Source organism: Psychrobacter sp. L7, from assembly GCF_002810365.1.
Lineage (GTDB): Bacteria > Pseudomonadota > Gammaproteobacteria > Pseudomonadales > Moraxellaceae > Psychrobacter > Psychrobacter celer.
Window position 1 is genome coordinate 228,953 of the sequence record NZ_NEXR01000006.1, and the last position, 26,303, is coordinate 255,255.

Here is a 26,303-nt window from a genome sequence, read left to right on the forward strand (position 1 = left end):
GGAAACTTTCACGTACGGTTCTTAGGGGAGAGGATTGTGGCAACACACCCTTTTTACCCGATTATAGTTTTGTCGTTCTTGTAAAACGACCCATAACAGAGATGTTAATGGAGCAAAAAACATTCTCGCGGTCGGGCTTGGCCGTCTTTAGTAGGAGTCCCCTCACTTTAGGGAGGGGAGGAAGTCAAACGGCTTACCTTTTATAATTTATCCTTTCTAGCGCCAGTAAATGCGCTTTTTTGTCCAGACCACCAGTATAACCGCCAATTTTACCATCGCTTGCGATCACGCGATGACACGGCACGATAATACTAAAAGGGTTTTTGCCATTGGCATTGGCAACCGCGCGAAAGCCTTTTGGGCTGCCCACTCGCTTTGCTAGCTCAGAATAGCTGATGGCCTCACCATAATCGATGCCTTGCAAAGCCTGCCACACCCGCTGCTGAAACTCGGTGCCCAAACTCATGTCTAGCGGCAAATCAAAGGTCTGCCGCGCGCCGCTAAAATACGCGGTGAGCTGCGAGATAGTGTCAATAAGTAATGCTTGAGCTGGTTTGTTTTTGCTTAGGCTATTTTTTGCGATAAAGCTAAAGTCTTTATCACAAAGACCATGATGTTTTTTTAGCTTAGCAATGGACTTTGAAGAGTGCCAACTGTCCCCTGCTTGCAGCCAGTTGACCTCCACCAACCTAGGCCTATCCTGCGCGTGCCCATTCGCAATCAATGCGACTCGGTGCGATGCGAATACCGCTTCAGTGACTATCATGGTGCCTCCTTGCTCCTACTGATACACTCACTCGTTTTGAGTCATCACTATTTTGCTTGTTCACCCAAATCATGCTAGCAGTGCTACGCTTTGTCATCGGTTTCAAACAAAGCGGCGACAAACTGCTTAGGGCTAAAGGCACGCAAGTCATCAATCGACTCTCCCACGCCGATATAGCGAATCGGCACGTCCGTTGTTTCAGCGATATTAAAGACCACTCCGCCTTTAGCTGTACCGTCTAGTTTGGTGACGGTGATCCCAGTCAATGGTACAACTTTATTAAACAGCTCGACTTGATTGATGGCGTTTTGTCCGGTGCCTGCATCGAGAACGATCATGCCTTCGTGCGGCGCGCTAGGATCAGCTTTTCGCATGACACGCACTACCTTTTCAAGCTCCGCCATCAAATGAGTCTTGTTTTGCAAGCGCCCAGCCGTATCAGCGATTAACACATCGATGTTTTTGGCTTTGGCCGATTGCATGGCATCAAAAATCACCGACGCACTGTCAGAGCCATGACCCTGTGCCACGACTGGTATGTCGTTTCGCTCACCCCAGATTTGCAGCTGCTCGGTGGCTGCCGCGCGGAAGGTATCACCTGCCGCGAGCATGACAGATTTACCCTCGCCTTGTAGACGCTTGGCAAGCTTACCGATGGTGGTGGTTTTTCCGACACCGTTGACGCCGACCACCAAAATAACAAAGGGTTTTTTGCTGGTGTCAATAAGCAGCGGTGCAACCTTTGGTGTTAAGATATCAACCAGCTCATTTTGTAGCGCTTTATAAAGGGAGTGGGCATAAATCAAGTCACCACGGTCGGTCTGCTCGGTGAGACTTTTGATGATACGATTGGTGGCATTGACCCCTATATCGGCGACCAGTAGTTGGTCTTCGACCTCTTCTAACAGCTCGTCATCGATCTCCTTGCCGCCGATCAAAATACTAACCATGCCTTCGGCTAGGTTTTTACGTGACTTACTTAGCCCCGTTTTCATACGGTTAAACCAGCTGCCTTTTTTCTTGTCTTCTACCTTTTTGTCTTCTGCCGCCTCTGCTGCTTCAGATGTAGGCTGACTGGCTGCTGACGTACGAGTCGCACTAACACTTTGGCTATCGCCTAGTTTTTCTTGCAATGGCATGGCCGGGATAGTGGAAACAGTACTGGGCTTAGGCTGCGGCGGTGCTGATACGGCGTGATCACTGGTGTTATTATCACTCTCTTTAGCATCATTGACCGCGTGCTCATCCGTTTCAGTATGCGTCGTCGATGTGTGACTGATGTCATTTTGCTCATCAAGCGTCACGATGGGCGCGCCTAAAGCGACATTATCTGCACTATCTGCCGCAGAGCCATTTGTAATCGCAGTTGTGTCCTTCTGCGCGGTGTGAGGCTCATCTTGATGTTCAGGCTCATCGATAATGGGCACCGATTGCGCTGGCAGACTGGGTAAGGTAATATCATCGTCATCTAAATCGTCTAGATCGCCATCTAGATTGATGACCACACGACTGCTATTATTTGGGTTGTTCATAAGCTTGCCCTAAAAGTTGTTGCTATCAATAATTTGATTATTTTAAATGGTTTGGTATGTAATCCGTTTTCGCTATCGACGAATCCCAGCGTGGCGGATTATTTTGGTCTAGTTTAGCATAATTACAAGTGCGCTCTGCCCTACCATATCGGACAATCGATAAATGCCTTGGGTATGAGGATTCAGGCGTGATGCCAAGTAAGTTTGGCTTAAGGTTTGGACACAAAAATCCGACCTTATATCTCCCAGACTTCGCCTACTCTACAGAGTCTTATTTAAAGATTGCCTTATCCAAACACAGTCATCTTTCATCATTATTTTTGGAAACAATTATGTCACTACATTCTTATCATAAACGCTTGAGCAAAAAAATCACCAGCATCGGTTCGGCATTATTATTGACGAGCATTGCCTTCTCGATGACTGGGTGTAGCACGACTCAAGAAATCAAGCCGACTGCCAGCGTCATGGTTGGGGCGCACAAGTCTATCTAACTGCGTGCTTTTTCGCCATGAATCATACGTCTGATTGATTGTTTTTGCCTGTTTATTTGCTGCCATTTTATATAAGTAGAAGCTACCATGTCACTGCCCTTTTTATCGTTTGTACCCTCTGCGCCTTTATCTGCTCTATCATTACGCATCGCGTGTGCGCTGGCGTTGGCAACAACCCTAAGTGCTTGCCAAACCAGTGCTATCAGCCCACCTTCATCAGCGGCGACACCGCTTAGCGAAGCGCAAAGCCAAGCAGGCCAAAAGACCGATAACGGCGCCCAACACGCTAATCGTTCTCAGAGTGCATCGGCCTTAAGTATGGACATGTCCGGCCGCCATGAGTACCAGTTAAAAAACGGTTTAAAAGTGGTGATTAGAGAAGACCACCGCGCTCCTGTCGTGATGACGCAGGTTTGGTATCGCGTTGGCTCAGCAGACGAGCCGGTCGATAAAGGGGGCATCTCGCACCTGCTTGAGCATATGATGTTTAAAGGCACAAGCGATGTATCAAGCGATGACTTTGAGCGCTTGATTGCCAAGTTTGGCGGGGTCAATAATGCCTTTACCAGCTACGACTACACCGGTTATTACGAGCTGTTCCCAGCCAACCGTTTTCCGCTAGCGCTTGAGCTAGAAGCTGACCGTATGAAAAACCTTATATTCAATGCAGATGAGTTTGCCAAAGAGCATCAGGTAGTGATGGAGGAGCGCCGTCAGCGTACTGATGACAACCCGCTTGCCAAAGCTTACGAATCATTTCGTTTGCTTGCGCTGCCTGATAGTCCAAAGGGCGAGTCGGTCATCGGCCCCATGGATGAGCTGGCGTCTATCACGTTGCCTGATTTAAAAGACTGGTACAAAACATGGTATGCACCAAACAACGCCACGTTAGTCATCGTCGGCGATGTACAGCCAAAAGATGTATTGACGCAGGTGCAGCGCTACTTTGGGCAGCTAGCGCCAAGTCATCTACCCAAACGCCCAGCCGTCAGACAACAAGGCTTTCGCAGCTACCAAAAAGTCGACTCTGAGCAAGCCGTACAAGTACCCGTTTTGCTGATGGGTTATAACGTCCCAAGCCTTGTGACTGTAGATAAAAACGATGAAAAACAAGCCTATGCGCTCTCGCTCGCTCAGGACGTCCTAGATGGTGGCCTCTCTGCCCGTCTAGAGAGCCGCTTGATACGTGAGCAGGGTCTACTGACCACAGTCGGCACGTCCTATGATCTGTTAGATCGCGGTGACGGGTTGTTTTTGATTCAGGCAACACCGCGCGAAGGCGTCAGCTTAGCACAAGCTCAGCAAGCCATTATCGATGAGATAGAAAAACTAAAAACCGACCCCATCGCCACCGATGAAATCAGTCGCGCTAAGACCAACACCGTCACAGGCCTTATCTACGCGCAAGATAGCATGGAGGGTCAAGCACGTATGATTGGCTCACTACAATCTATCGGGCTCGACGATCGGCTGCTGGCCGAGCTACCAAGCAAGCTTGACAACATCACAGTACAAGACATTCAGGCGGCGAGCAAAAAGTATCTGGTAAAAAACAACTTGACTGCGATGCATATCATACCGCCCAAAGAGACTGAGCGAGAAGAGTCCGTGCAAAAAAAGCTTGGACAACAAGACGCTACAGATAAATAAGCCTCAATCAGTCGCCTGCCAAATACATGATGAATAAGAAGAAAACCATGAGCCATACTAGTAATTTATTGCAAGTAATCAAAAGACCCTTCAGCTATAAACTGTCACAGCTTAGCAGCGGGGTATTATTGAGCCTGACCACACTGGTCATGCCAGCGCAAGCAGAGTCTACAGCCACAGAAGAAAATCGCAGTACTGCAATCGTCGATACCAGCGCGCCTATTGCCGCCTTATCTAAGCTCAGCAGTTTGGATAATGCTGCGCCTTTAACCGTCACTGTCCCAGCGATTGAGCAATTTACGACCAGCGCTGGTGTGCCCGTGCGCTTTGTCCAAACAACCGCGCTGCCCATCGTCGATATCGATCTACGCTTTAACGCCGGTAGCGCCCGCGATAGCAGCATACGCAAAGAAGGTTTTGGCATTGCCAATATGACCGCCACCATGCTGACACAAGGCGCCAAGCGCTTGGATGAAACAGCGTTTACACGAGCCGTTGAAACCTTAGGCATCAATCTGAGTAGCCGCGCCTACAAAGATATGTTTATTGTCTCGCTACGCAGCTTGTCAGATGATGCGCACTTATTGCCAGCTGCCGACTTGATGACGCAGATGCTCACCGAGCCTGCCTTCAATGATGAAGTATTGGCACGAAACAAAGCACGCTTGCTGGTCGGCCTACAGCAGCAAAAACAAGACCCAAGCAGCCTGGCGAGCATTGCGTTTAGTCAAGCACTATACGGCGATCATCCTTATGCGCACCCTTCAGTCGGTACCCTTGAAACCGTACCAAACATAGACAAGCAGCAGCTTATCGATTTTAAAAATCGCTATCTGGTCGCGGCCAATGCCTCTCTTGCTATCACGGGCAACCTAACCTTGGCGCAAGCGAAGAAACTGGCTGAGGACATTACCACCACGCTGCCCTCCGGTCAGCCTGCGCCTGAGCTTACCGAACCCAAGCCTCTTGCCCAAGCCAAGCATATTCATATCCCCTTTCCTAGCACACAAACCACAGTGCTAATGGGGCAACTGGGTAGCAAACGCGCAACCAACCCAAAAGAGCAGCAGCAGCAAACCAACTTTGCCATCGGTAATGACGTATTGGCAGGTGGTGATTTTAACGCTCGCCTGATGACTGAAATCAGACAAAACCTTGGCTACACCTACGGCATTTCAGGGGCTATGAATCCGATGCTGACACGCGGACCTTATCAGATTGGGTTTTCGACCCGCAATGATAAAGCGCGTGCAGCCATTGACGCAAGCTTAGCGGTTATTCAAGAGACTTTGGATAATGGTCTTACCCATGATGAGATACGTCTGACCAAAGACAACTTAAAAAACAGCTTTCCGATGAGCTTTGCCAGCAATGCAGGCATCAATGGTTTGCTGGGAATGATGAACTTTTATCAACTGCCAAACAGCTACCTAGACAATTATGTCAATCGTATCGATCAAGTACAGCTCGCTGACGTCAACCAGACCCTACGCGATACGTTGCAGCCTGATGATTTTTTGATTGTCACTGTCGGGCAGGTAGATCCTTGGCAAGACAAGCAGGCTAAAAAATAGCGCCAAACACCTCTCGGTGACAAAACCAACCGCCGTAAAAAATGGACGATACCACGTGGCATCGTCCATTTTTTATTTCATGTTTTGTGGCTTAGATTCTATGATTGAGCGCAATTAATGTACATCAGAGACAGTAACGGCAACATCATAAACCAGATTTTCAGGCTTATACGTCGCGCCATTGTAGCTTAAGCGAATCACATGCTTATCATAAGAGCCGACCTGATAATCACCGTTGGCGAAATTATGCAGTGTTGGGACGATAAGCAAAGCTTCTAGCTGACGATTGTCTGTTTGCACAGCAATCACTTGCCCCTCTCTTGCATACAAAAAATAATCGCAGTAATCATCGACCATGACTTCAGCGGTACGCTCGACTACCGGACTGCCTACCTTTGCTTGGATAAGCTTTGGGCAGACATCAGAGCGACCAGAGGCCAATCTGGCATAAGAGTTTCTGATATTATCTTTAATCTCTTGGGCATTTTGCTCAGCTTTGGCTTTATTGTCATTCATGACCGTTTCGTCTGCCCCTGCCGAGCCGTTTTCAGAGAAGCTTTCTGAACTACAAGCACTGATGGCCAAAAGCAATAAAAAGCTGACACCAAAAAACGTTAAATGTATATTACTTGACTGCCAAAACCCTGTCTTCGATTTATCAATCATGGCAGTTACCACTGTGGTTATATACCGCTTTTTCATAAACTCCGCTTGTCATAAACGCCCGTTGTTACCTTATTTATCCAACAATATTTACCCAATAATATGGCATGATCAATCAATCAAGCATGCGCCACTTATCGCTATTGTATCAGAACTATTATAACGGCTTTGACCGAAATTTATTAGGCTCTGTGCCCCCTTAGGCAAAACGGTCGTTTTTCTTGAGCTAATAGCGACATGATGAGCTACTACTGGCATGATTAAAGCCCCATTTTCGGTAGCCGTCGGTATCTAGGTGAATCGCCCCTGTGGCATATAGCCCTAACCCAAAGTTGTGCGCTTCTCCTTGATAGTGCCAAAACTGACACAGGCCATCTTGCATGGTGCTCAGTCGCCACAGATCGTCTTGGTATTCTGGCACCCAAATATCTATGGCGCTTGCATTCATGTGTTTACTACTCGCAGCACCGCCGGCACACTCATTGAGCCCGGGGCTGCGATATACCGACCGTATTTCACTGGTGGCAGGCAATACACCTTGATGCTTGAGCTCGCTATACAATCGCAACGTCGGTACGATATTTGCCCACAGCTCTTGCGGTGGCAACTGGTAGGGCTCATAGCCACACTTGCTCCAGCTGCGTGCTGTGGTGAGTAGCTGCGACAAAGGCGGTACGTTTTGGGCGCCAACGCGGGCGCTGAGATAACGCTGATAATCAGCCACTTGACGGGCGCGGTAGCTGTTGCTATTGAGCCATGCATGAAAATCCATACTAGAAAAATCACGATAGGCATTATCATAAGTATTGCGCGCGGTGTTATAGCGATTGTTGGGGGACGTATAGCTAGGTGGACGCTGCTTGATATTGACACGCTTGTTTTCTTGTATGGACAAGCTCGACTCAAAATCACGCTGTTTTTGAGCAATCAAGCTTTGCATACTGTCGCCCGATACGGCATTCGCGCCGCTGAGCATGGTCACGCCCGGACTATGATTAGAGTCACTGTTATTAACATAAGCATTTGCCGTACTGTTGCCGTGTCTGACTTGAATACGGCGCTCACTATCGTCACTTATAATAACGGCATGGGTGGTGATACTGCTGGCACCTAGCATGAGAGCCAGCATAGGCTGATAAATTTGCCTATAGAGAGATTTTTTTGTATGAGTCATCGCAAGAAACTGCCGCTAAAAACGTTTTGTCGATACTATCAAATTTTCAGCAAGCAGGCTAAACTATCGCTTCTAAATAGAGGTCAAAAATTTACAAATAACACTTATGCTTAATAGTTTTATAATTACGTGACTTTATTGCTTATGTGTTACCTTATATACGGTAGGCTATCGATACTAAGACAACATCGTTAGGTTTGATGTCTTATTTTTGGCTCCCCCATTTTTTATACCAATTGTCAGCCCCACTTGCCTATGTCTTCTAACCCGCAATACCGTTTTTCACGTCAAAGCCATCATTTAGGCCAAGGTCATGCACCGACGCTGTGGCAACGTATTCATATCGACCCCTGGCTGACCCTCTTGTTATTGACGGTCTGCTGTATTGGCTTGACGATTTTGTACAGCGCCGCCGGTCAGGACGTGGACATGGTCATCCGTCAAGTGGTCAGTTATGGTGTGGCGTTTGCTGTGATGTTTACCATGGCGCAGATCCCTCCTAGCGTTTATCGAACCTTTACGCCCATCTTTTATGTCTTAGGGCTTATCTTATTGGTGTTGGTTGATATCATTGGTGAAGTTCGGATGGGTGCTCAGCGCTGGATTAATTTACCAGGGTTCGGTAGCGTGCAGCCCTCAGAGTTTATGAAGCTTGGGATGCCGATGATGTGTGCTTGGTTTTTGTCCAAGCGTGACCTGCCGCCCTCTTTTGCAAGCATTATCGTTACCTTAGCCTTGATTATGGTTCCGGTGCTGTTGATCGCCAAAGAGCCAGACCTAGGCACATCGTTGTTGGTCGCGGCCAGTGGGATTTTTGTGTTGTTTTTAGCTGGTCTGTCTTGGCGGCTGATTTCCGCGGCTGCCATTCTTGCCGTACCTTTTGTGGCCATTGCATGGAATTTTTTGTTGCACGATTATCAGCGGACGCGTGTCATGACACTGCTAAACCCAGAGGCAGATGTCCAAGGCGCTGGTTGGAACATCATACAGTCCAAAACCGCTATCGGTTCAGGCGGACTCACTGGTAAAGGCTACCTAGAAGGTACGCAGTCACATCTGCATTTTTTGCCAGAAGGTCATACAGACTTTATCATTGCTGCATTTTCAGAAGAGTTTGGCTTGCTTGGTGTGTTGCTGCTGATGTTTATTTACTGCTGCCTACTGGCACGGGCGTTATATATCGCTTTTACGCATCCTGATGTCTATAGCCGGCTGCTGGCTGGTGCCATCGCCATGTCGTTTTTTGTGTATATATTCGTCAACGTTGGCATGGTTGGCGGCTTATTACCCGTGGTTGGGGTGCCGTTGCCATTCATTAGTTATGGCGGTACAGCCATTGTCACCTTGATGGCAGGCTTTGGCCTACTGATGTCTATTCATACGCATAGACCAAGCTAAGACTACGTTCACCTATCGCATAATCCAACATTTTTCTTCAGGTATCCTTTAGTACCAACCCATAATTGGTTGGTACGGATAGATATTAATCCTTGTTTTTTACAAATAATTGCGTTACCCTCTTTTTATTGCCCTATGATACATAACCCGTACATAGGTGCTAAAAAACTTTGCATTCAATTATATTTTGGTTGTAGCTCAGCCGTATAGTTAGCGACTTGTAGATTGCAGGCTTGCAAAGACACTACTTAATTAACGGTTTAATAACAAAGTTACACTTAACACTTCTCAAACCCTTGATTAAGTTAGCAATGTGCCTTATATATTTGGCATCGTCTTTTCTCCTAAGATCGTTATCGTTTAAATCAAGTATGTATCGTTAACCATCCTTTGAGCGTTTCATAAGTAGCTAGGTTTGAAAACCACTTATGATAATGACATAAAATTAACGTATATCAATACCTAGAAAGCCTTTGGTTGTCATCAATATATATCGTGATGAGAAGGCTTTGGAGTGCTCGATACCACTGGATTGGTCCAACGTTATAGCGCTCCATCTAAACCTCACAAAGAATAGAGTTAGGTTTTGATATATAAGTTATCGAGGTATCTATGAATAAGCGTTTATCTGGTTTACTGACTGTGTCAGCTGTGTTGTTCGCTGGCTCTGCAGCGGCGACTCATGCAAACGCTGCTGAAGCAAAAACCAATCTTGCCATGATTTCGCAAGACAACGCCGCCCATATCGATCGCGTTTTAAGTGAGCTTAGCCGTCAGCATGACGGCGCATCAAGCTTGGTCAAGTCAGCACGCAAGCCAACATCGTTGGCACTGAGCAGCTCACTACTGGCCAGTGATACCACAGAAGTCAGCAACGACGAAGATGTATTAGAGCGTCTCACTGCCGTGGCTTCTAACTCTGTGAGCAAATTTAAACAAACAGGGCTTGCCTCCTGGTATGGTCGTAAGTTTCATGGGCGCAAAACAGCCAGCGGCGAAACTTTTGACATGAATGGTTTGACAGCTGCTCACCGTTCTCTACCTTTGAACTGCTATGTCAAAGTAACCAATAAAACCAATGGCAAAAGTGTCGTGGTTAAGGTGAACGACCGTGGCCCATTCCATGGCAACCGAGTATTAGACTTATCTTATGGCGCTGCTAAGCGTTTAGGTATCACCAATAAAGGTGTCGGTAACGTATCAATCGAGCGCGTTGCAGGACCCTAATACTGGTTTGATATTTAAAGCATAGCGCTAAAAAAGCACCCAACTTGAATAAGTTAGGTGCTTTTTTTATCTTAAAGGTCACTCATAGTGTCTGCTTGAGCAAGAATCCCCTCATAACTCAAAAGCGCTTTCGATGGCATCATCTAGACGCTCCACCGCGATGACGTTAATTCCTTTAAACTGCGCCGCGCCTTTTGCAGGCGCATTGGCCTTAGGAATAATAGCATGCTTAAAGCCATGCTTCATGGCTTCTTTGAGCCGTTCTTGTCCATTGGGTACGGGACGGATTTCACCTGAAAGCCCTACCTCACCAAACACCGCTAGCGAAGATGGCAAAGCGCGCTCCTTGATACTTGACGCGCACGCAAGTAATACCGCCAGATCAGAGCCTGTCTCTATCACTTTGACCCCGCCGACGACGTTGACATAAACGTCTTGACCGCTGGTATGGATGCCACCATGACGATGCATCACTGCCAGCAGCATCGATAAACGCTGAAAATCTAACCCCAATGCCATGCGCCTAGGCGATCCTTGTGAATCGTCCACCAATGCCTGCACCTCGACCAATAGCGGTCTTGTGCCTTCGCGGCTGACCATCACCACTGAGCCTGCGACAGGTTTGTCGTAACGGCTCAAAAAAATCGCTGAAGGATTCGCCACTTCTTTGAGGCCTAAATCTGTCATACCAAAGATACCCAGCTCGTTGACTGCGCCAAAACGGTTTTTGACTGCGCGAATCATCCGAAAACGAGAGTCTGACTGCCCCTCAAAGTACAGTACCGTATCGACCATGTGCTCAAGTACGCGCGGGCCTGCAAGGGTACCCTCTTTGGTCACATGACCGACCAAAAATAACGCGGTACCTGTCTGTTTGGCATAACGGGTCAACATCGCGGCTGACTCTCGAATCTGACTGACGCCGCCTGGTGCCGAGCTAATGGCGTCGGTATAGATGGTCTGAATAGAGTCAATAATCGCAATCGCCGGTTGCTCTTGGGTCAATGCGGCACAGATGGTCTCTACATTGGTCTCCGCCAAGACTCGCAATCTATCGGCTGGCAACTCTAAGCGTTTGGCACGCATAGCAACCTGAGCCAATGATTCTTCGCCCGTCACGTACAGTGCACTACCTGCCAACGAATCGGCGCGCGCCATATTGGTCGCTGTCTGCAAAAGAATGGTTGACTTGCCGATACCCGGATCACCACCGATCAACACCACTGAGCCTGCGACCAAGCCGCCACCTAGCACGCGATCGAACTCGCTAATACCTGTCGGCAAGCGTGTATCCAATGTGACGCTCACCGCATTGAGTGGCATCACCGCACTATGTGTCCCTGAGTAATTGCCGGTCGCAGCAGTATTGGCCGTACGAGGAGTGCTACGGCTGGCCGCAGATTTGGCCGCGCTTTTGTTATGATGCGGCATGCTGACATTTGGGGCTTCGACCAAACTATTCCATTCACTACAATCGCTACACTGCCCTGCCCATTTACCAAAATGCGCACCGCAGCTTTGACAAACATAACTGCTCTTATTTTTTGCCATAATTTATGAGCCTATTTTAGGTGTTTGATTGATAATCCCAATAAACTGAGTACCTAGCCCCTACCATGGTAAAAAGTATGAAAGATGGTTGGTTTATACTTGAAAGTCTTTACCCAAGTACACTGACTTCACCAACTCATTTTCTAGCACTTCACAAGATGTACCTTCAGCGATAATGGCACCTTCTGAGACGATATAGGCTTTTTCGCAGATGGCCAGTGTGTCTCGCACATTATGGTCAGTAATCAGGACGCCGATACCGCGATTTTTTAGGGTCAAAATCACGTCTTTGATATCGCCGACAGAGATAGGATCTACCCCAGCAAACGGCTCATCTAACAAAATAAACTTCGGGTCAGCCGCTAGAGCACGGGCAATCTCACAGCGGCGGCGCTCACCACCAGAGACGCTCATGCCCAAAGATTTGCGCACATGCTCTAAATGGAACTCTCCGATGAGTTTTTCAAGCTCTTGGCGCTGCTGAGCGGCACTTAGTTCTGTCCGCGTCTGTAAGATCGCCAAAATATTGTCTTCGATAGAGAGTTTGCGAAATATTGAAGCCTCTTGCGGCAGATACCCAATACCTGCCCGCGCACGCTCATGCATGGCGTATTTGGACAGATCCATCTTACCGAGTGTCACGCGGCCTTTGTCCATATTGACCAGCCCGACCACCATATAAAAACTGGTGGTTTTACCAGCACCGTTTGGGCCTAGCAGTCCCACCACTTGTCCTTGTTCGACAGAAAACGAGACGTCCTTGACTACCCAGCGCTTTCCGTAGCGCTTACCCAAGTTTTGCATAGACAGTCGGGTGCTTGAGACCGAGGCTTGCGGGGCGACTACAGGGTCAATACTTTGATTATCACTCATAACTTACTCATGTTTTGCAAAATTCAGGCACGATGACAAAAGCTGCTTTGCCGTCTAACGTATACCACTTTGGCTGCTATTGGCATTGGGCGGAAATACCAGCTCTACGCGCTGATTACCACCGGCAGTGGCCTCAACATCGCCGGCTTTTAGACTATAACGAATGACATTACCTGCAAAACTTGCGCCGTTTTGCACCAGTCTGGCATTACCAGTCAGCGTGATGATGCCAGTGACGGCATTATAATCAATCTTATTGGCTTGACCTTTTGCTAGGCCTTTTTCTCGTGTCACGATTTGCTGCATCGTCGCTGGTCGGCCGGTCGCCACCGCTGAGTTGATACTGCGCTGCTGAGATAGGTTGACCGTGATATTATCTGCGGTCATCTTAAAAGTCCCTTGAGTAATAATCACGTTGCCTGCATAGCTGGTGACCCCTGTACGCTCGCTATACGTGGCCTTGTCTGCCAATAGTTTGATCGGCTGGTTGGCATCTGATGGCAGAGCGTGGCTATAAAGCGGCAGCGCAACCAGCATGAGCATCGGTAGCGCGCGCAGCGTAGACAAAAATTTAGGTTTCATAAACATCACTCGTCTTATAATAGGTAGAAGGACTTGCAGCTAACTGGGCACTGTAAACAGCCACTTTAAATGGACTCTTTAAAACAGAGCCTTGTCCTGACGCTGAGCTGGCGTAAAGGCGACCGCTACTTGCCCAAATTCATAATCACCAGTCTCGAGATTGGCTGTCATAGTGGCCGCTTCAAAACGGTTTGCCCCTTGCTCAATCTTCACAGGTGCTTCGCTATACACTTGTCCTGATTTGGTATTGCCCTTTAGCGTACTGCCCGTCACCTTGATAGGCTCGACCTCTTTGTCCGGATTGCCTTCACTGATGAGGGTAAAACCGCCAGACAAGCTAAGCTCCCCTGTCTGCTGGCTGATAGCGGCACTCCCAGCCTCAATACGATAGCGCTGCTCGGCAGATGGTTCCCAGTTCATGGTAATACCGGACATTTCATCGAGATTGGTCACAGGGTTGTGGGTCAATGATTCGGCGGTCAGCTCGTATTCTGTCTCGCCTTGCTCGTTGGTCTGCACAGCCTTGATGTCCGTTGCTTCATAGTCGACATCGGTCGCTTCCATACTGACCGGCGGGGTTATCTCGCCTTGTTGCTGAAAAAACCAACCAGCGATACCAGCGATAATCAATGCCAGAACGATTAATACACGTGTATTCACAGTCCCTCATCCCCAGTTTGCGTTTGCTCAAGTGTATAGTGCGCTATAAAATCCTGATAGTGCCCATGGCCCTTTAAAATCAAATCGCATATCTCGCGTACCGCACCTGTACCACCCGCTCGCGTCGTCACCATGTCGCTGCGTTTGATAACCTCGGCATGAGCATTAGGGACAGTGGCGGCAAACCCTACGGTCTGCATCGCTTTGATGTCCGGTAAATCATCGCCCATATAGGCACAGTCTGCTGCTGTGATGTTGAGCGCAGGATCCAGCATCGCTAATAACTCAGTCAATGCAATCAGTTTATCATCACGACCTTGTACGACATAATCTACACCCATCTCACGGGCGCGCTTGTCGACCATAGGACTACTGCGCCCTGTGATAATGGCGGTCAAAATACCATAGCGCGCCAACGACTTGACGCCGACGCCATCTTGTACAGAAAAAGCCTTGGTCTCGGTGCCATTGGCATCATAAATGATTTGACCGTTTGATAAGATACCATCGACATCCATCACCAAAAGTTTGACTCTTCCTGCTTTTTTGATTAAGTCTTGCATGATATCTCTCTTTTATTATGTTATAGATAGTGATTAAACTGCATGCCCTTTAGCGGCTAATGAGCTTGGTTCTTGTTTAGTGGTGCTTTGTTTTACCCACTGCACTTTTCGCAATAAAAGTTATGGGGCTGTCCTAGATAACTAGTTCAAACCCTTTTTAACCCATTGTTTTAATTGTAGTAATTGGGACTTTGGGTCACTGTGATTAAAACGCCACTCACATTCCTTTAAATAGAGRTGAAAATGYTCTTTTGGAACYCCGTTAAACTTACGTAGATGCCGTTTAGCTTGGTTCCARAAGTTCTCTATACCATTRATGTGATTCTTGTCATTAACAAAGGTTTTGGAGTGGTTGATACGATAATGAGTAAACTCACTGACATCTAATGCGTTATAGCTTTTAAATGAGTCGGTATAAACAATGCTATCAGGCATCACTTTTTCTCTTATGATGGGGATCAAAGTATCTGCTTTAGCATTGGGTATAATACAAGCGTAGACCTTATCATTACGCTTTAATAGGCCAAACACGGGCACTTTGCTACCAGCACCTCACCCTCGCTTGCCTTTACGAGTTCCACCAAAGTATGATTCGTCTACTTCGATTTCGCCTTCAAATAGACCAGGGTCTTGACTGTTCTCGTAAATAAGCACTCGTAGCCTATGAAAGTAATAACTGGCTGTGGTTTTATTAACACCAACTAAGCTTGCTGCTGTTCTCGCGGTAGAACCGGCAACAAATAACTCGATTAGTCTGCTTTGTTTATACCAACTTAGTTTACTCTTTCTCATAGTGCTATCCTAAATATTTTTGCTTATCTAGGACAGCCCCAAAGTTATTTTACACCAGCCTTTAGTAGGTCATGCAAGGTAATGATGGCCTCTAAACGGTCTTGCTCATCGATGATAAGTAGCTGACTGATGCCGTTTTCGTTCATCACGCTTAGCGCATCCGATGCTCGCATGGTTTTACTGACACGGCGAGGATTACTGACCATCACCTCATGCATCGGTGTTTGTAAATCGATGCCTTTTTCTAAGCCGCGGCGCAAGTCCCCGTCAGTGAAGACGCCAACTACCCTGTCGCTATCATCAATCACCACCGTCATACCCAAACGCCCAGCTGACATCGTAAAGAGGGCATCTTGTAAAGGCGATTGCTGATGAATAAGCGGCAAGTCTTCAGACTTGGTATGCATCAAGTCTTCCACGCGCGTCAGTAGCTGACGACCAAGCGCGCCTGCTGGATGCGACAACGCAAAATCTTCTGAGGTAAAATTACGCGCATGTACCAACGCCACTGCCAACGCATCACCTAATGCCAACGTCGCTGTGGTACTAGAAGTCGGCGCTAAATTCAGCGGGCAAGCTTCTTGCGACTTGCCGAGTGTCAATACGATGTCCGCTGAACGGGGCAACATGCCACGCTTATCACGGCTGATACTGATCAGCGGAATCTCTAGACGCTTGACCACGGGAAGTAGCATCTTGATCTCATCTGACTCGCCAGAGTTGGAGATGGCAAGCAGCACATCACCTTTGACCAGCATCCCTAAGTCGCCATGCCCTGCCTCGCCTGGGTGCATAAAAAACGCAGGCGTACCAGTCGAGGCAAAGGTCGCCGCTATCTTGCGCCCGATCAGTCCCGACTTACCCATCCCCGTCACCACCACACGACCCTGACAGGCCAAAATAATATCGCAGGCTTGGGCAAATCGATCATCTATTTGCTCTGTCAACAATGCCAGCGCAGAAATTTCCGTATTGATGGCTTCAATAGCAGTGCTGATAAATTGCTCGTGGGTGAGATTGCTTTGGGTATTACTCATGGATCGGCTCTATTGTTATCATGAATCAATTCACTATTTTACTATACTATCGTCAATATTAATAATATCTTCAAACGTACTGAGAGGCGCGGGTATTAGAGTATAAACGCCCCTGTAAAACCATAAAAAATCATATAAAAAAAACCCACTATAAAGCAGGTTTTAATTCAATCAGTCATATCGCATCACGGCGTTTATCCTGTACTAAGCCGCCTAGCCGTTATCGTCGTGAGACCCTTCATCTGCAGGCGATTCAAAGCCGCGGTCTTGACCAAATCCACCGCGCTCAAACCCACGATCTTGACCAAAGCTACCACGCTCAAACCCGCGATCTTGGCCTTGACCAAAGCCGCCACGGTTAAAACCGCTACGACTCGAAGCAAACCCACGCTCTTCAAAACCGCCGACACCCGCAGGGTTGCCGCCTCGTTCAAACCCGCCGCCTTGATAACCAGTTGGACTAACGCCTTGTGTTTGACTACCCGTGCCAGTAGTGCCGCTACGTGGGTTGCGTGCTGGCACTACTGTCGAGATGGCATGCTTGTAAACCATCTGGCTGACCGTGTTTTTGAGCAGTACCACGTATTGATCAAACGATTCGATTTGACCTTGCAGCTTGATACCATTAACCAAAAAGATAGAGACAGGAATGCGATCTTTGCGCAGCGAATTCAAGAACGGATCTTGTAAAGTTTGTCCTTTTGACATGAAGTCTCTCCTAAATATTATATAATTATGTTTTGAGTGCCAATTATTTTAAGTGTGGCTTTCATTATAATGGCTGAAGATAGATACAATGATACGCTTTCATCAAACGCATCCAAATAAACACGCATGCTATGTGAGTCATTCTACTTTATCGCGAATACGCTTTTCTTGTGAATACGCTTTTATTGTGAATAATTAAGTAACCACTTGTTGTTTCACAAAGACTTTCTATAAACAAAGGTCAGTCAATGCCCATAAAAACCGCAATAACTAGGTAATTCCCACTAGTTTACTAGGTTTAAATTATACCAGTTATCTACATTATATTTTGAAACTAATTGTCATTATTTTTTACATATTGATAAAACATGCGTTAATACAAGTAATCTCTGACGTGGGCCATGGTATCAAATGTCTGTAGCGTGATTGGATGAACGGCTTGTCGATCGTTAGGATGGGCAAGCGAGTGTGTGCTATCGACCCACGTATCAGACAGGGTTGGCAGCTGCGTGAGCTTGCGTAGCCATGTGTATTGACGCTTTGCCAGCTGCCGAGTGGCATATAATGCCTTATTTTGCATTTGCTGACAAGCAAGCCGCTGCCGCTCACTGGTAGAGACAGCCACTTGATCTTGCGATGACGGGGTTAAAAAAGTATCATAAAACAGCGCTTTGTCTAAGTGGCTGTGCTCAAAGACTGGGTGCTCAATCTGGACGAGATACTCTAACACTTGCCGATAGCCAACGCAGCGCATCGAAGGCATGTTAGGCGTTAACGAATGACGCTCAAGCAGGCCTAGGACTTCAGCAACCAGCCCTTCTTGCCACATGATATCCAAGCGCTGCTCGATGCGCTGATGTAACCACGAGCGCTCTGGCATGACGGCCAGCGCATGCCATTGTTGGTCTGTATTGTGCGCGAGGGCTTGTTTGGGCTGCTGCTGCCAATCACTGATCGCTGTATCCGTTTGCAGATACACCTCGACCGCGCGAGTGATACGCTGCGTGTCAGTGGCATTGAGACGCCGATGACTGATCGGATCCACCTTTTCCAAATAGCCATACAGCGCGTCGATACCGTCCTCTTGCCGCCACTGCTCTACACGCAGGCGTACTGCCTCATCACTATCCGGCACAGGTGAGAGCCCATCTAGCAGCGCCATGTAATACATCATTGTACCGCCGACCAGTAGTGGTATTTTGCCGTTTTGATGACAGGCTTCAATCAGCCGCGCCACATCACTGACAAACTCCGCGACGCTATAGCTTTGCACAGGATCGATAATATCGACCAAATGATGCGGATAACGCGCCAGCTCCTTTGTTGTGGGCTTGGCGGTTCCGATATTCATTTCACGATATATCAGTGCTGAGTCCACTGATATTAGTTCATAGCGTCCTGTGTCGTATAGCTCATACGCTAGCGCGGTCTTGCCACTGGCGGTAGGCGCCATCAAACACACCACGCTGTTGTCCGCCAAATTGGGATTTAAGCGATAAGACGAGCTATCAGAGGAGAGTTGCATAAAACGACCTTTATAAATGATTTTTATATAAATTATGAACCAACGCCACACTAACTGCCTTACACATGCTAAAGCACAATGGCTAATCGCAGAGTATATGATAATTATTGTAGGGTTTTTATGATAAGGCTGACGGGTGATTGGCTATAGAAGACGGGTACTGGTGATATGGTTATGATACTGACGGCGCGGCGGCTGATAGCATCCATGCGATTAACCGACTGCCCGCTACCGAATAAATGGCATGGTTACTTAGCAAAGCCTGTAAGTCAGCCTTGAATGCTAACGCATCTGGCATCGACATCCGCTGCCCTATCTCGCTTAGTTGCTGATTGATATCAGTGGCAATACAAGCTTGATCTGTATAAGTACTATCCGTCCACCGATTGGGCGCAAACAGCAAGCTAAGCTGCGACTGCCATACGGCGGCACTGACAACCGAGCATTGACTTTGATGGTAAAACAGTAACCACGGCAATGTATCTTTATCTATAAATGTATCTATATTTGTAGCAGCAGATTCCATGAGTGGCTTGATACTATGTAAGCTGTCCAAATGGATGACCTCTAAACAGACGAGATCTAAGTAAAGCGTCTTTAACCCATACTCTGTAGAGGCCACCTGCGGCGCGGCATCCCTTGACTCACCCGGCGTCTTAGTCAACGTCTTAGTCGGGGCCTTGCCTACTGGCGTCACCGTTGCCGTGCTATCTGGGTTTTTGGATAGCTCATAGGGCTGCTGGTATTCACTGACTCGTCTGCTGGACTGCGGATACTGCAACCGTGATGAGCTATTGTGATGATCATTGGTGGCTACTGCAGATGACAGCCATCGCTCAGCATCTGACCTATTGTCTGAGCGGCTATTGGTAGCATTGTAATTTGCTGATCGCTTATCTTTTTTGTGAGTAGGCTCATCTGGCAGCTGCGCAGGCATAATGGGCTTTAGCTTAGCACGAACCGCATGATTGAGATGCGCCATGATGTTGTTTAAAGGACTGATCTTAATACGCTGTTTGGTCGGGTGTACATTGATATTGAGCCACTCGGCTGGCAACTCAAAATATAGCGCATAACCCAGACCTGCCAGCCGCGCGCTTTGAGCCAATTGACGCAGCTGATTGCTGATAATCGGCTCTTTGACCAAACGGCCATTGACGTAGAGCAGCTTTGGCATACTCTGTGCCGACGACACTTGTGTCTCGACACTGGGCCACAGCCAGCCATGGACACGGGCTCTATCACCCCACCCCATCCCAACATCAGACACGAAAGACTGCTGTAGTAGACCCGACAGATCAAGCATAATCTCAAGCGCATTGGTCGTCAAAGCAACCCCCAATGCTTGCTCTAGCCGTGATAACGATAACGGGTTTGGACTGTTTTGATGGGCATTAGCACTGCAGTTGGTCGCCCAATCTGCCGCCTGATTACGCTCGGTTGGCATTCCATGAGAGGTCATCGGGTTGGATGAGAGTAATAGTCGTTTTTTATTATCATGAAACAGGCTCAGTGCTACGTCTGCGCGAGCCAAAGCCACATCACGAACAATCGCCTCAATATGACCAAACTCCGTGGCAATAGATTTAAGATTGCTGCGCCGAGCCGGAACATTAAAGTACAAATCTTTGACCGTAATCGTCGTCCCACGATGATGCACCACGGGCGTGAGCGTCGGTACATCAGCCAGCACGCCTGCAACCTGTAACTGACGGCCGACGCCGCTATCGTCAGGGCTACTGGTCAAGGTTAAGCGAGAAACCGCCGCCGTCGCAGCCAATGCTTCCCCGCGAAACCCCAACGTCGTAATCCCTTGTAGATTGGCCACATCTGCAATCTTACTGGTCGCATGACGGGTAATCGCCATCACCATATCATCAGGATGAATGCCAGTACCGTTATCTATCACCTCGATCATGCCCATGCCGCCTTGGGTCACCCGTATCTCAATGTCGCTTGCGCCAGCATCAATGGCGTTTTCTAGCAACTCCTTTACCACGGCAGCCGGGCGCGTCACCACTTCACCTGCGGCCAATTGATTGACCAGCAGCGGTGGTAGTTTTTTGATACGGGTCTGAGGAGGAGTCTCTGGCATTTAAAAGGTATCGTTATGGCATTAAAAAAGCAAAGTAGACAAAAGCTAAATATGTAAAGCAGACAGATCTATGCCTTGCGCCTGCCCTACTCTGGATAGACGCAGCTCAACATGCCGATGCTCTGTGTCGTTATCACAGTCATCGCTGGTGGCTTGCGTGATGTCGATAAATACGCTGGGCGGCGGCAAGTAGCTGTCTGCTCGGCTGGCCCACTCTATAATAACCAGCGCGTTTGGCTCATCTAGATACTCATCAAAGCCGATAAAAGACAGCTCTTCTGGATCTTGTAGCCTATAAAGATCGGCGTGATAGACCGGTTTTATTGAGCCATCGCTTTGTGCAATAGTATACGGCTCTACCAATGTATAAGTCGGGCTTTTGACTGCGCCTGCATGACCAAGCGCTTGTAACCAGTAGCGGGTCAAGGTCGTCTTGCCCGCGCCCAAGTCACCTGCCAGCCACACACTACCACTTAGCGATAGCGCTGCTAACTGCGCCGCCAAACGCTGGGTGTCATCTTCTGTACGCAGCGTCAACGTTTTGGTGTTTTTGGCTGCTTCTGTATTACTCGACATCACGATTATCTGCCTGTACTTGCATGGTGACTGAAGGATTGGTAAAGCGCTCACCGCGGATGAGCTTGGCATAAAGCTCAGGATCATGCCATTCGCTTCGTACTTGCTCACTAAACTCAAAGTCTTCTAAAACAAGCTTACCCATTTGCACGTTTGCCACATCATCAGAAAAGCACTGAGCGTAACCTGTGGCTGTTTCGTGGGCTATCACCGAGTACACACTGACGTCTGCCTCGCCGTTTTGCATTTGCGTCTGCGCGAGGATTTCTTGCGCCCAAAGAAATATCACACGCGAAAACTGCTCAGCTGAGGGTGACACTGGCAAACTGATCCAGCGCGCGCTGAATTTTTTGCAAGCAGCGATATACTCAGGATCGTCTTTGTTCCAAAAACAAATGGCATGATCAAAGCTGTCAATGATGTCTTTGATCGAGGATTTTAATAAACCAAAATCATAGACCATCTGCCCGTGATCCAAACGCGTGGCCTCAAGTATCAGCTCAATCTGATAGCTATGACCATGAATAGAGTGTTTGCAACGCTCTGAGCTGCAGTTACGCACAATATGAGCGTTTTCAAATTTAAACAGTTTACGAATACGCATGATAATCAACCAAAAAAGTAAGCATCTTCGTGCCAACTATGAATACTATAAATCGTTTGCCGTGCTGACTTATCAGCCTGTGGCCCATTATAGCAAATCAAGATGACTCCGTAAGTAAGCACTGACGAATACATGCATTATTGCCTGCCATATTATATTTAGCAGGTTTTGACTTCCTCCCCTCCCTAAAGTGAGGGGATTCCTTCTGCAAGACGGTCAAGCCCGACCGCAAGGATGTTCTTGGCGGCATTGATATTTCTATCATGCCATGTGCCACACTCAGCACACCTCCATCCTCTGATTCCAAGACCTGCTCTACCTTTCGGACTACTATCGCTTATTTTGCGACAGTGCGAACAGGTTTGGGTAGTGTAACTCTCATTTACTATCTCAAGCTGACAACTTGCATACTTGCATTTATAGTCCAGTTGTCTTTTGAGTTCAAACCATCCTGCATCGTAAGTTGATTTAGCCAGTTTAGTTCTCTTATTTGTGAATGAGTGTGATTTAACATCACCAACCACAATTAAGGCGTTATCCTTAACAAGCTTGGTGGTGAATTTATGAATTGCATCTAATCTTGAATTTTTGATTTTAGCGTGTATTGCTGTGACACGCTGTTTGTTTTTCGCTCGTTGAGCTATTGCAAGCTTTTTAGCCCATTTTTGCGTTTGTTTGGTTGTCAGCTTGTCACCGTTTGAGGTGGTAGCAGACTCTTTTAAGCCTAAATCTATGCCTACACTACCTTTGCCGCTTATCTGCTTAGGAAAGTCTTTAACGGTGATGCAGGCATACCAACGATTGCGGCTGTCTTGCACTATCTCAAGCGTGTTGATTTGATATAGATTTAGGTTGTAGCTATCAAAGACATCTATGATTAGCTTTTGACCTTTAGAGAGCGATAGCTGAATGGTTGATTTAAGTGCTTTCTTTCCCGTTTGTCTGGTGTGCAGGTGTTTGATTGCTGACTTTTTAAAAGGAATCCAACCTAAACTTTTTCGCTTGGCACCGGGTCGGTTGGTTCGCCAATTTAGTTTGGCTTTTTTAAACTGCTTGCGAGATTTGGCATGAGTTTCGTTGATGGCTTGCAGAGTTTGTGAGTGTAAGCCTAATAGTTCGCCACTACCTTTGGTGTATTCACTAAGGTCGTAGGCACTAAAGAATTTACCTGTTCGCTTTAGGTGTTTGTAACTTAAGTCATTAACATAGTTCTACGCATAGTTAACACTCCCAGCGAGTTTGTTTAGCTGGTTTACGTGTTTGTCTTTAATGCGTAACTTGAGTGTTTTCATGAGGTTATAGTTAGCTGAATGTAAAACTGTTATGGATTTAAACGCGCTACTGGTATAAATTTTACTTGCGTGCTGCGTTCCCAGAGGCTGCGCAAAATTCATCCCAGTAGCACTATGACATTTTTAGAGTGTATCGACTATAGTTTATACTGATATTCTCTTTTATTCCATATTGGTCCACTTAGTAGAAAATGACTTAAGACGTGGTAGATACGTTGTCTTTAATTTGCATGTGCAGTTGCTCTTTGTCGCTAAGTATCGACGAGCAGTTTTCACCAAACAAGCTCTTGATGACCTTGAAGTTATCTTTGCTGATGTGTGCAACAAGTTTGAAGCCGAGCTTGTGGCGTTTGATGGTAAATTATCCGCCAGTATATCGAACAGCAAAATATGCCACACTAAACAGCTTTCTTTGCGTAAGCATAACTACTTAAGTTGCCTTATAGCCACCCCCTGAAGTGGGTGGTTTTACGGCAACGCTGGATAATTGTCTGCTGTTTGTTTTAGCTGTTATCGCAGTCGCAGGGTCGCGCCTAAGACTGTGGTCGAATTTTTATGAGGAAGTTAGCGTCATGATGCGTATTGGATTGTTTTTATTAACCAACTTAGCGGTGATCGTAGTATTTAGCATCGTGTTTGGGATTTTGTCCCGATTTTTTGGGGTTGGTGGCGTACATAGCGCAGGCGGGATAAACTATGCCAGCCTAGCCATTATGTGCGGTGTCTACGGCATGGTCGGGTCGATGGTGTCGCTATTTATCTCCAAATGGATGGCAAAAAGATCAACGGGAACGGTGGTCATTGAGGCACCAAGCAATGCCACTGAGCAATGGCTGATAGATACGGTCGCCAAACAAGCGCGCGCGGTCAATATCGATATGCCTGAAGTGGGTATTTTTAACAACTCGCAGCCCAATGCGTTTGCCACAGGCTGGAATAAAAATAAAGCGCTGGTTGCCGTCTCATCGGGTCTACTCCAGAGTATGACTGCAGATGAAGTAGAAGCGGTATTGGCGCATGAGATTGGTCATGTGGCCAATGGTGATATGGTCACACTTGCGCTCATTCAAGGGGTGATAAACGCCTTTGTGATGTTCTTTGCGCGTATTATCGGTAATTTCGTCGATCGCACTGTGTTTAAAAACGAAGGCGATGGCCCTGGTATTGGCTACTTTGTCACCAGTATTGTGATGGATATCTTGCTAGGATTTTTGGCATCTGCCATCGTGATGTGGTTCTCACGCCTGCGCGAGTTTCGTGCTGATGAGATGGGCGCCAAACTTGCCAGCCGTGACAAGATGATCCGCGCACTGGATGCCCTGCGTCCTGCTGAGCAGCGTCCAGACCAGATGCCTGAGAGCATGAAAGCCTTTGCTATCGCGTCTGGGCAGTCTACAGGCTTTAGTATTGCAAACCTTTTCCGCTCACACCCAACACTGGATGATCGTATTGCGGCGCTGAGAAAGTACAATCCTAGTGAAGCGTAAGCCATTGCTCTAAAACGACTGATAATAGTAGATATCAGTATCAGCGCTGCTATTATCTTGTAAAATCAAGCATAAAAAAAGCCTATCTTTAAAAGATAGGCTTTTTTATGACATAAACTTACTGACTAAATATCGAACTCTAATGCTCTATCACCATTGGAGTCTTGAATACGCGTTGGCAAGCCAATCTTATTGAGTAGATTGATAAATGGCTTGGCATCCAGCTCTTCGACATTGACCATCTTGCCCGCGTCCCATTCGCCAGTTGCGACGAGCATGGCAGCAGCGACAGGTGGTACGCCTGCGGTATAAGAGATACCTTGGCTACCAACTTCATTGTAGGCGTCTTTATGGTCTGAGACATTATAAATAAACACCTCAGTATCGACGCCATTGATCTTACCTTTAACCTTATCACCGATGCAAGTCTTGCCGGTATAATTTGGCGCAAGCGAGCTTGGGTCTGGTAATACTGCTTTGACCACCTTTAGCGGAATTACTTCTTGGCCTTCAGCGGTCGTGACTGGCTGCTCAGACAATAGACCTAGGTTTTGGAGCACGGTAAAGACATTGATATAGTGCTCGCCAAAGCCCATCCAAAAACGAATGTTTGGCACGTCTAGGTTGGCTGATAAAGAATGAATCTCGTCATGTCCACTCAAGTAGCTGTTTTGCTCGCCAACGACTGGCAAATCGTCGGTACGCTTGACTTCAAACATCTTATTCGACTGCCATTTGCTGTCCTGCCAAGAGTACACCGTACCGGTAAACTCACGGAAATTAATCTCAGGGTCGAAGTTGGTGGCAAAGTACTTACCGTGGCTACCCGCATTGATATCGATAATGTCGATATCGGTCACTGAACCTTTATCCATCATGTCATAGCCCAGACGCGCGTAGGCATTGACCATACCTGGATCAAACCCTGCACCCAAAATCGCCGTGATATTATTGTCGGCACAGCGCTGCTTACGCTTCCATTCGTAGTTGTCATACCATGGCGGCGTCTCACAAATCTTGCGTGGATCTTCATGGATAGCGGTGTCAATATAAGCCGCGCCCGTCTCAATACAAGCTTCTAACACCGTCATATTGATAAATGCCGAGCCGACATTGATTAGGATTTGAATACCGGTATCGTTGATAAGATCAACGACAGCCTGGCTGTCCATGGCATCGACTTGATGGGTATGCAAGACTGCCGCTTGCTTAAAGCTGCCTTTGTCCTCGACGCTTTTAGCGATAGCATCACACTTATCTTTGGTACGTGAAGCAATATGAATCTCGCCCAGCACATCGTTATGCATCGCACATTTATGCGCGACCACTTGCGCGACACCGCCTGCGCCAATGATGAGTACGTTTTTTTTACTAGCTTTGGTTTGATTTGTGTTCAATGAACAATCCTCCTTTGTGTCCCTGCCGATACCATCGATACTGGCTATGCAAAACAGAAACGAGTGAATGATATGCGTGAATT

General features: G+C 47.4%; 23 protein-coding genes and 3 pseudogenes. 8 read left to right on the forward strand and 18 right to left on the reverse strand.

The genetic code is table 11. The features are described 5' to 3' along the window. Nucleotides 1–94: 94 nt before the first annotated feature. A pseudogene (locus tag CAP50_RS12900) lies at nt 95–151 on the forward strand (hypothetical protein); the annotation flags it as partial. A gap of 42 nt (nt 152–193) precedes the next feature. On the opposite strand, the gene CAP50_RS08340 reads toward CAP50_RS12900, so the two are convergent. Next, the gene (locus CAP50_RS08340) at nt 194–766 is read right to left on the reverse strand and encodes a methylated-DNA--[protein]-cysteine S-methyltransferase (RefSeq protein ID WP_100749699.1); all 573 of its coding nucleotides are present in this window, start codon (nt 764–766) and stop codon (nt 194–196) included. Between the two features lie 83 nt (nt 767–849). Then, on the reverse strand, nt 850–1,905 hold the full coding sequence (gene ftsY, locus CAP50_RS08345; protein ID WP_241900723.1) for a signal recognition particle-docking protein FtsY: 1,056 nt from the start codon (nt 1,903–1,905) through the stop codon (nt 850–852). A 725-nt stretch (nt 1,906–2,630) separates the two neighbouring features. On the opposite strand from ftsY, the gene CAP50_RS12725 reads away from it, so the two are divergent. The 3 genes from CAP50_RS12725 (at nt 2,631) to CAP50_RS08355 (ending at nt 6,016) form a co-directional block, all read left to right on the forward strand. Then, complete coding sequence (locus CAP50_RS12725) at nt 2,631–2,792, forward strand: hypothetical protein (RefSeq protein WP_172953096.1); 162 nt, start codon at nt 2,631–2,633, stop codon at nt 2,790–2,792. Between the two features lie 87 nt (nt 2,793–2,879). Then, nucleotides 2,880–4,442 carry a M16 family metallopeptidase gene (locus CAP50_RS08350; protein WP_100749700.1) on the forward strand — a complete coding sequence of 521 codons (1,563 nt, stop codon included), beginning with the start codon at nt 2,880–2,882 and terminating at the stop codon, nt 4,440–4,442. A gap of 47 nt (nt 4,443–4,489) precedes the next feature. Then, nucleotides 4,490–6,016 (forward strand): M16 family metallopeptidase, encoded by a 1,527-nt coding sequence (locus CAP50_RS08355; RefSeq protein WP_241900715.1) that lies wholly within the window; start codon nt 4,490–4,492, stop codon nt 6,014–6,016. A 114-nt stretch (nt 6,017–6,130) separates the two neighbouring features. Here CAP50_RS08355 and CAP50_RS08360 read toward each other — a convergent pair whose 3' ends face one another. After that, a complete protein-coding gene (locus CAP50_RS08360) occupies nt 6,131–6,682 on the reverse strand; it encodes a hypothetical protein (RefSeq protein WP_153045437.1) in 552 nt (183 codons plus the stop codon). Between the two features lie 223 nt (nt 6,683–6,905). Next, nucleotides 6,906–7,796, reverse strand: coding sequence for a D-Ala-D-Ala carboxypeptidase family metallohydrolase (locus CAP50_RS08365; protein WP_241900716.1), 891 nt, complete (start codon nt 7,794–7,796; stop codon nt 6,906–6,908). Nucleotides 7,797–8,108: 312 nt separating this feature from the next. On the opposite strand from CAP50_RS08365, the gene rodA reads away from it, so the two are divergent. Beyond that, nucleotides 8,109–9,251, forward strand: coding sequence for a rod shape-determining protein RodA (gene rodA / locus CAP50_RS08370; RefSeq protein WP_100749704.1), 1,143 nt, complete (start codon nt 8,109–8,111; stop codon nt 9,249–9,251). 612 nt (nt 9,252–9,863) lie between these two features. Beyond that, nucleotides 9,864–10,478: a septal ring lytic transglycosylase RlpA family protein gene (locus CAP50_RS08375; RefSeq protein ID WP_075100948.1), complete on the forward strand. Its 615-nt coding sequence runs from the start codon at nt 9,864–9,866 to the stop codon at nt 10,476–10,478. A 111-nt stretch (nt 10,479–10,589) separates the two neighbouring features. Here the strand turns inward: CAP50_RS08375 and radA are convergent, their stop codons facing one another. From radA to CAP50_RS08440, 13 genes and pseudogenes are all read right to left on the reverse strand, one after another. After that, complete coding sequence (gene radA / locus CAP50_RS08380) at nt 10,590–12,029, reverse strand: DNA repair protein RadA (protein WP_100749705.1); 1,440 nt, start codon at nt 12,027–12,029, stop codon at nt 10,590–10,592. Between the two features lie 93 nt (nt 12,030–12,122). Next, nucleotides 12,123–12,902: an LPS export ABC transporter ATP-binding protein gene (lptB, locus tag CAP50_RS08385; RefSeq protein WP_100749706.1), complete on the reverse strand. Its 780-nt coding sequence runs from the start codon at nt 12,900–12,902 to the stop codon at nt 12,123–12,125. A gap of 54 nt (nt 12,903–12,956) precedes the next feature. Next, the gene (gene lptA, locus CAP50_RS08390) at nt 12,957–13,484 is read right to left on the reverse strand and encodes a lipopolysaccharide transport periplasmic protein LptA (RefSeq protein WP_100749759.1); all 528 of its coding nucleotides are present in this window, start codon (nt 13,482–13,484) and stop codon (nt 12,957–12,959) included. A 78-nt stretch (nt 13,485–13,562) separates the two neighbouring features. Then, complete coding sequence (gene lptC / locus CAP50_RS08395) at nt 13,563–14,144, reverse strand: LPS export ABC transporter periplasmic protein LptC (protein WP_075100951.1); 582 nt, start codon at nt 14,142–14,144, stop codon at nt 13,563–13,565. Further along, nucleotides 14,141–14,707 (reverse strand): KdsC family phosphatase, encoded by a 567-nt coding sequence (locus tag CAP50_RS08400; protein ID WP_100749707.1) that lies wholly within the window; start codon nt 14,705–14,707, stop codon nt 14,141–14,143. The genes lptC and CAP50_RS08400 overlap by 4 nt, the downstream gene beginning before the upstream one ends. Before the next feature lie 141 nt (nt 14,708–14,848). Then, a pseudogene (locus CAP50_RS08405) lies at nt 14,849–15,499 on the reverse strand (IS1595 family transposase). 44 nt (nt 15,500–15,543) lie between these two features. Further along, nucleotides 15,544–16,536, reverse strand: coding sequence for a KpsF/GutQ family sugar-phosphate isomerase (locus CAP50_RS08410; protein WP_100749708.1), 993 nt, complete (start codon nt 16,534–16,536; stop codon nt 15,544–15,546). Between the two features lie 213 nt (nt 16,537–16,749). Then, nucleotides 16,750–17,244: an RNA chaperone Hfq gene (hfq, locus tag CAP50_RS08415; RefSeq protein ID WP_075100954.1), complete on the reverse strand. Its 495-nt coding sequence runs from the start codon at nt 17,242–17,244 to the stop codon at nt 16,750–16,752. 373 nt (nt 17,245–17,617) lie between these two features. Then, the gene (miaA, locus tag CAP50_RS08420; protein ID WP_100749709.1) at nt 17,618–18,769 is read right to left on the reverse strand and encodes a tRNA (adenosine(37)-N6)-dimethylallyltransferase MiaA; all 1,152 of its coding nucleotides are present in this window, start codon (nt 18,767–18,769) and stop codon (nt 17,618–17,620) included. Nucleotides 18,770–18,941: 172 nt separating this feature from the next. Beyond that, nucleotides 18,942–20,864: a DNA mismatch repair endonuclease MutL gene (gene mutL / locus CAP50_RS08425; RefSeq protein WP_100749710.1), complete on the reverse strand. Its 1,923-nt coding sequence runs from the start codon at nt 20,862–20,864 to the stop codon at nt 18,942–18,944. Between the two features lie 45 nt (nt 20,865–20,909). Then, nucleotides 20,910–21,440 carry a tRNA (adenosine(37)-N6)-threonylcarbamoyltransferase complex ATPase subunit type 1 TsaE gene (tsaE, locus tag CAP50_RS08430; RefSeq protein WP_100749711.1) on the reverse strand — a complete coding sequence of 177 codons (531 nt, stop codon included), beginning with the start codon at nt 21,438–21,440 and terminating at the stop codon, nt 20,910–20,912. Beyond that, on the reverse strand, nt 21,430–22,044 hold the full coding sequence (locus tag CAP50_RS08435) for a 6-pyruvoyl trahydropterin synthase family protein (protein ID WP_100749712.1): 615 nt from the start codon (nt 22,042–22,044) through the stop codon (nt 21,430–21,432). Before CAP50_RS08435 ends, tsaE begins: the two co-directional genes overlap by 11 nt. A 185-nt stretch (nt 22,045–22,229) precedes the next feature. Next, a pseudogene (locus tag CAP50_RS08440) lies at nt 22,230–23,336 on the reverse strand (RNA-guided endonuclease InsQ/TnpB family protein). A gap of 226 nt (nt 23,337–23,562) precedes the next feature. Here CAP50_RS08440 and CAP50_RS12755 point away from each other — a divergent pair. Beyond that, nucleotides 23,563–23,793: a transposase gene (locus tag CAP50_RS12755; RefSeq protein ID WP_198411601.1), complete on the forward strand. Its 231-nt coding sequence runs from the start codon at nt 23,563–23,565 to the stop codon at nt 23,791–23,793. 115 nt (nt 23,794–23,908) lie between these two features. After that, nucleotides 23,909–24,823, forward strand: coding sequence for a protease HtpX (gene htpX / locus CAP50_RS08450; protein ID WP_100749713.1), 915 nt, complete (start codon nt 23,909–23,911; stop codon nt 24,821–24,823). A 125-nt stretch (nt 24,824–24,948) separates the two neighbouring features. On the opposite strand, the gene CAP50_RS08455 is transcribed toward htpX, so the two are convergent. Further along, entirely contained in the window at nt 24,949–26,220 is a 1,272-nt protein-coding gene (locus CAP50_RS08455; protein WP_100749714.1) for a saccharopine dehydrogenase family protein, read from the reverse strand. Nucleotides 26,221–26,303: the final 83 nt, after the last annotated feature.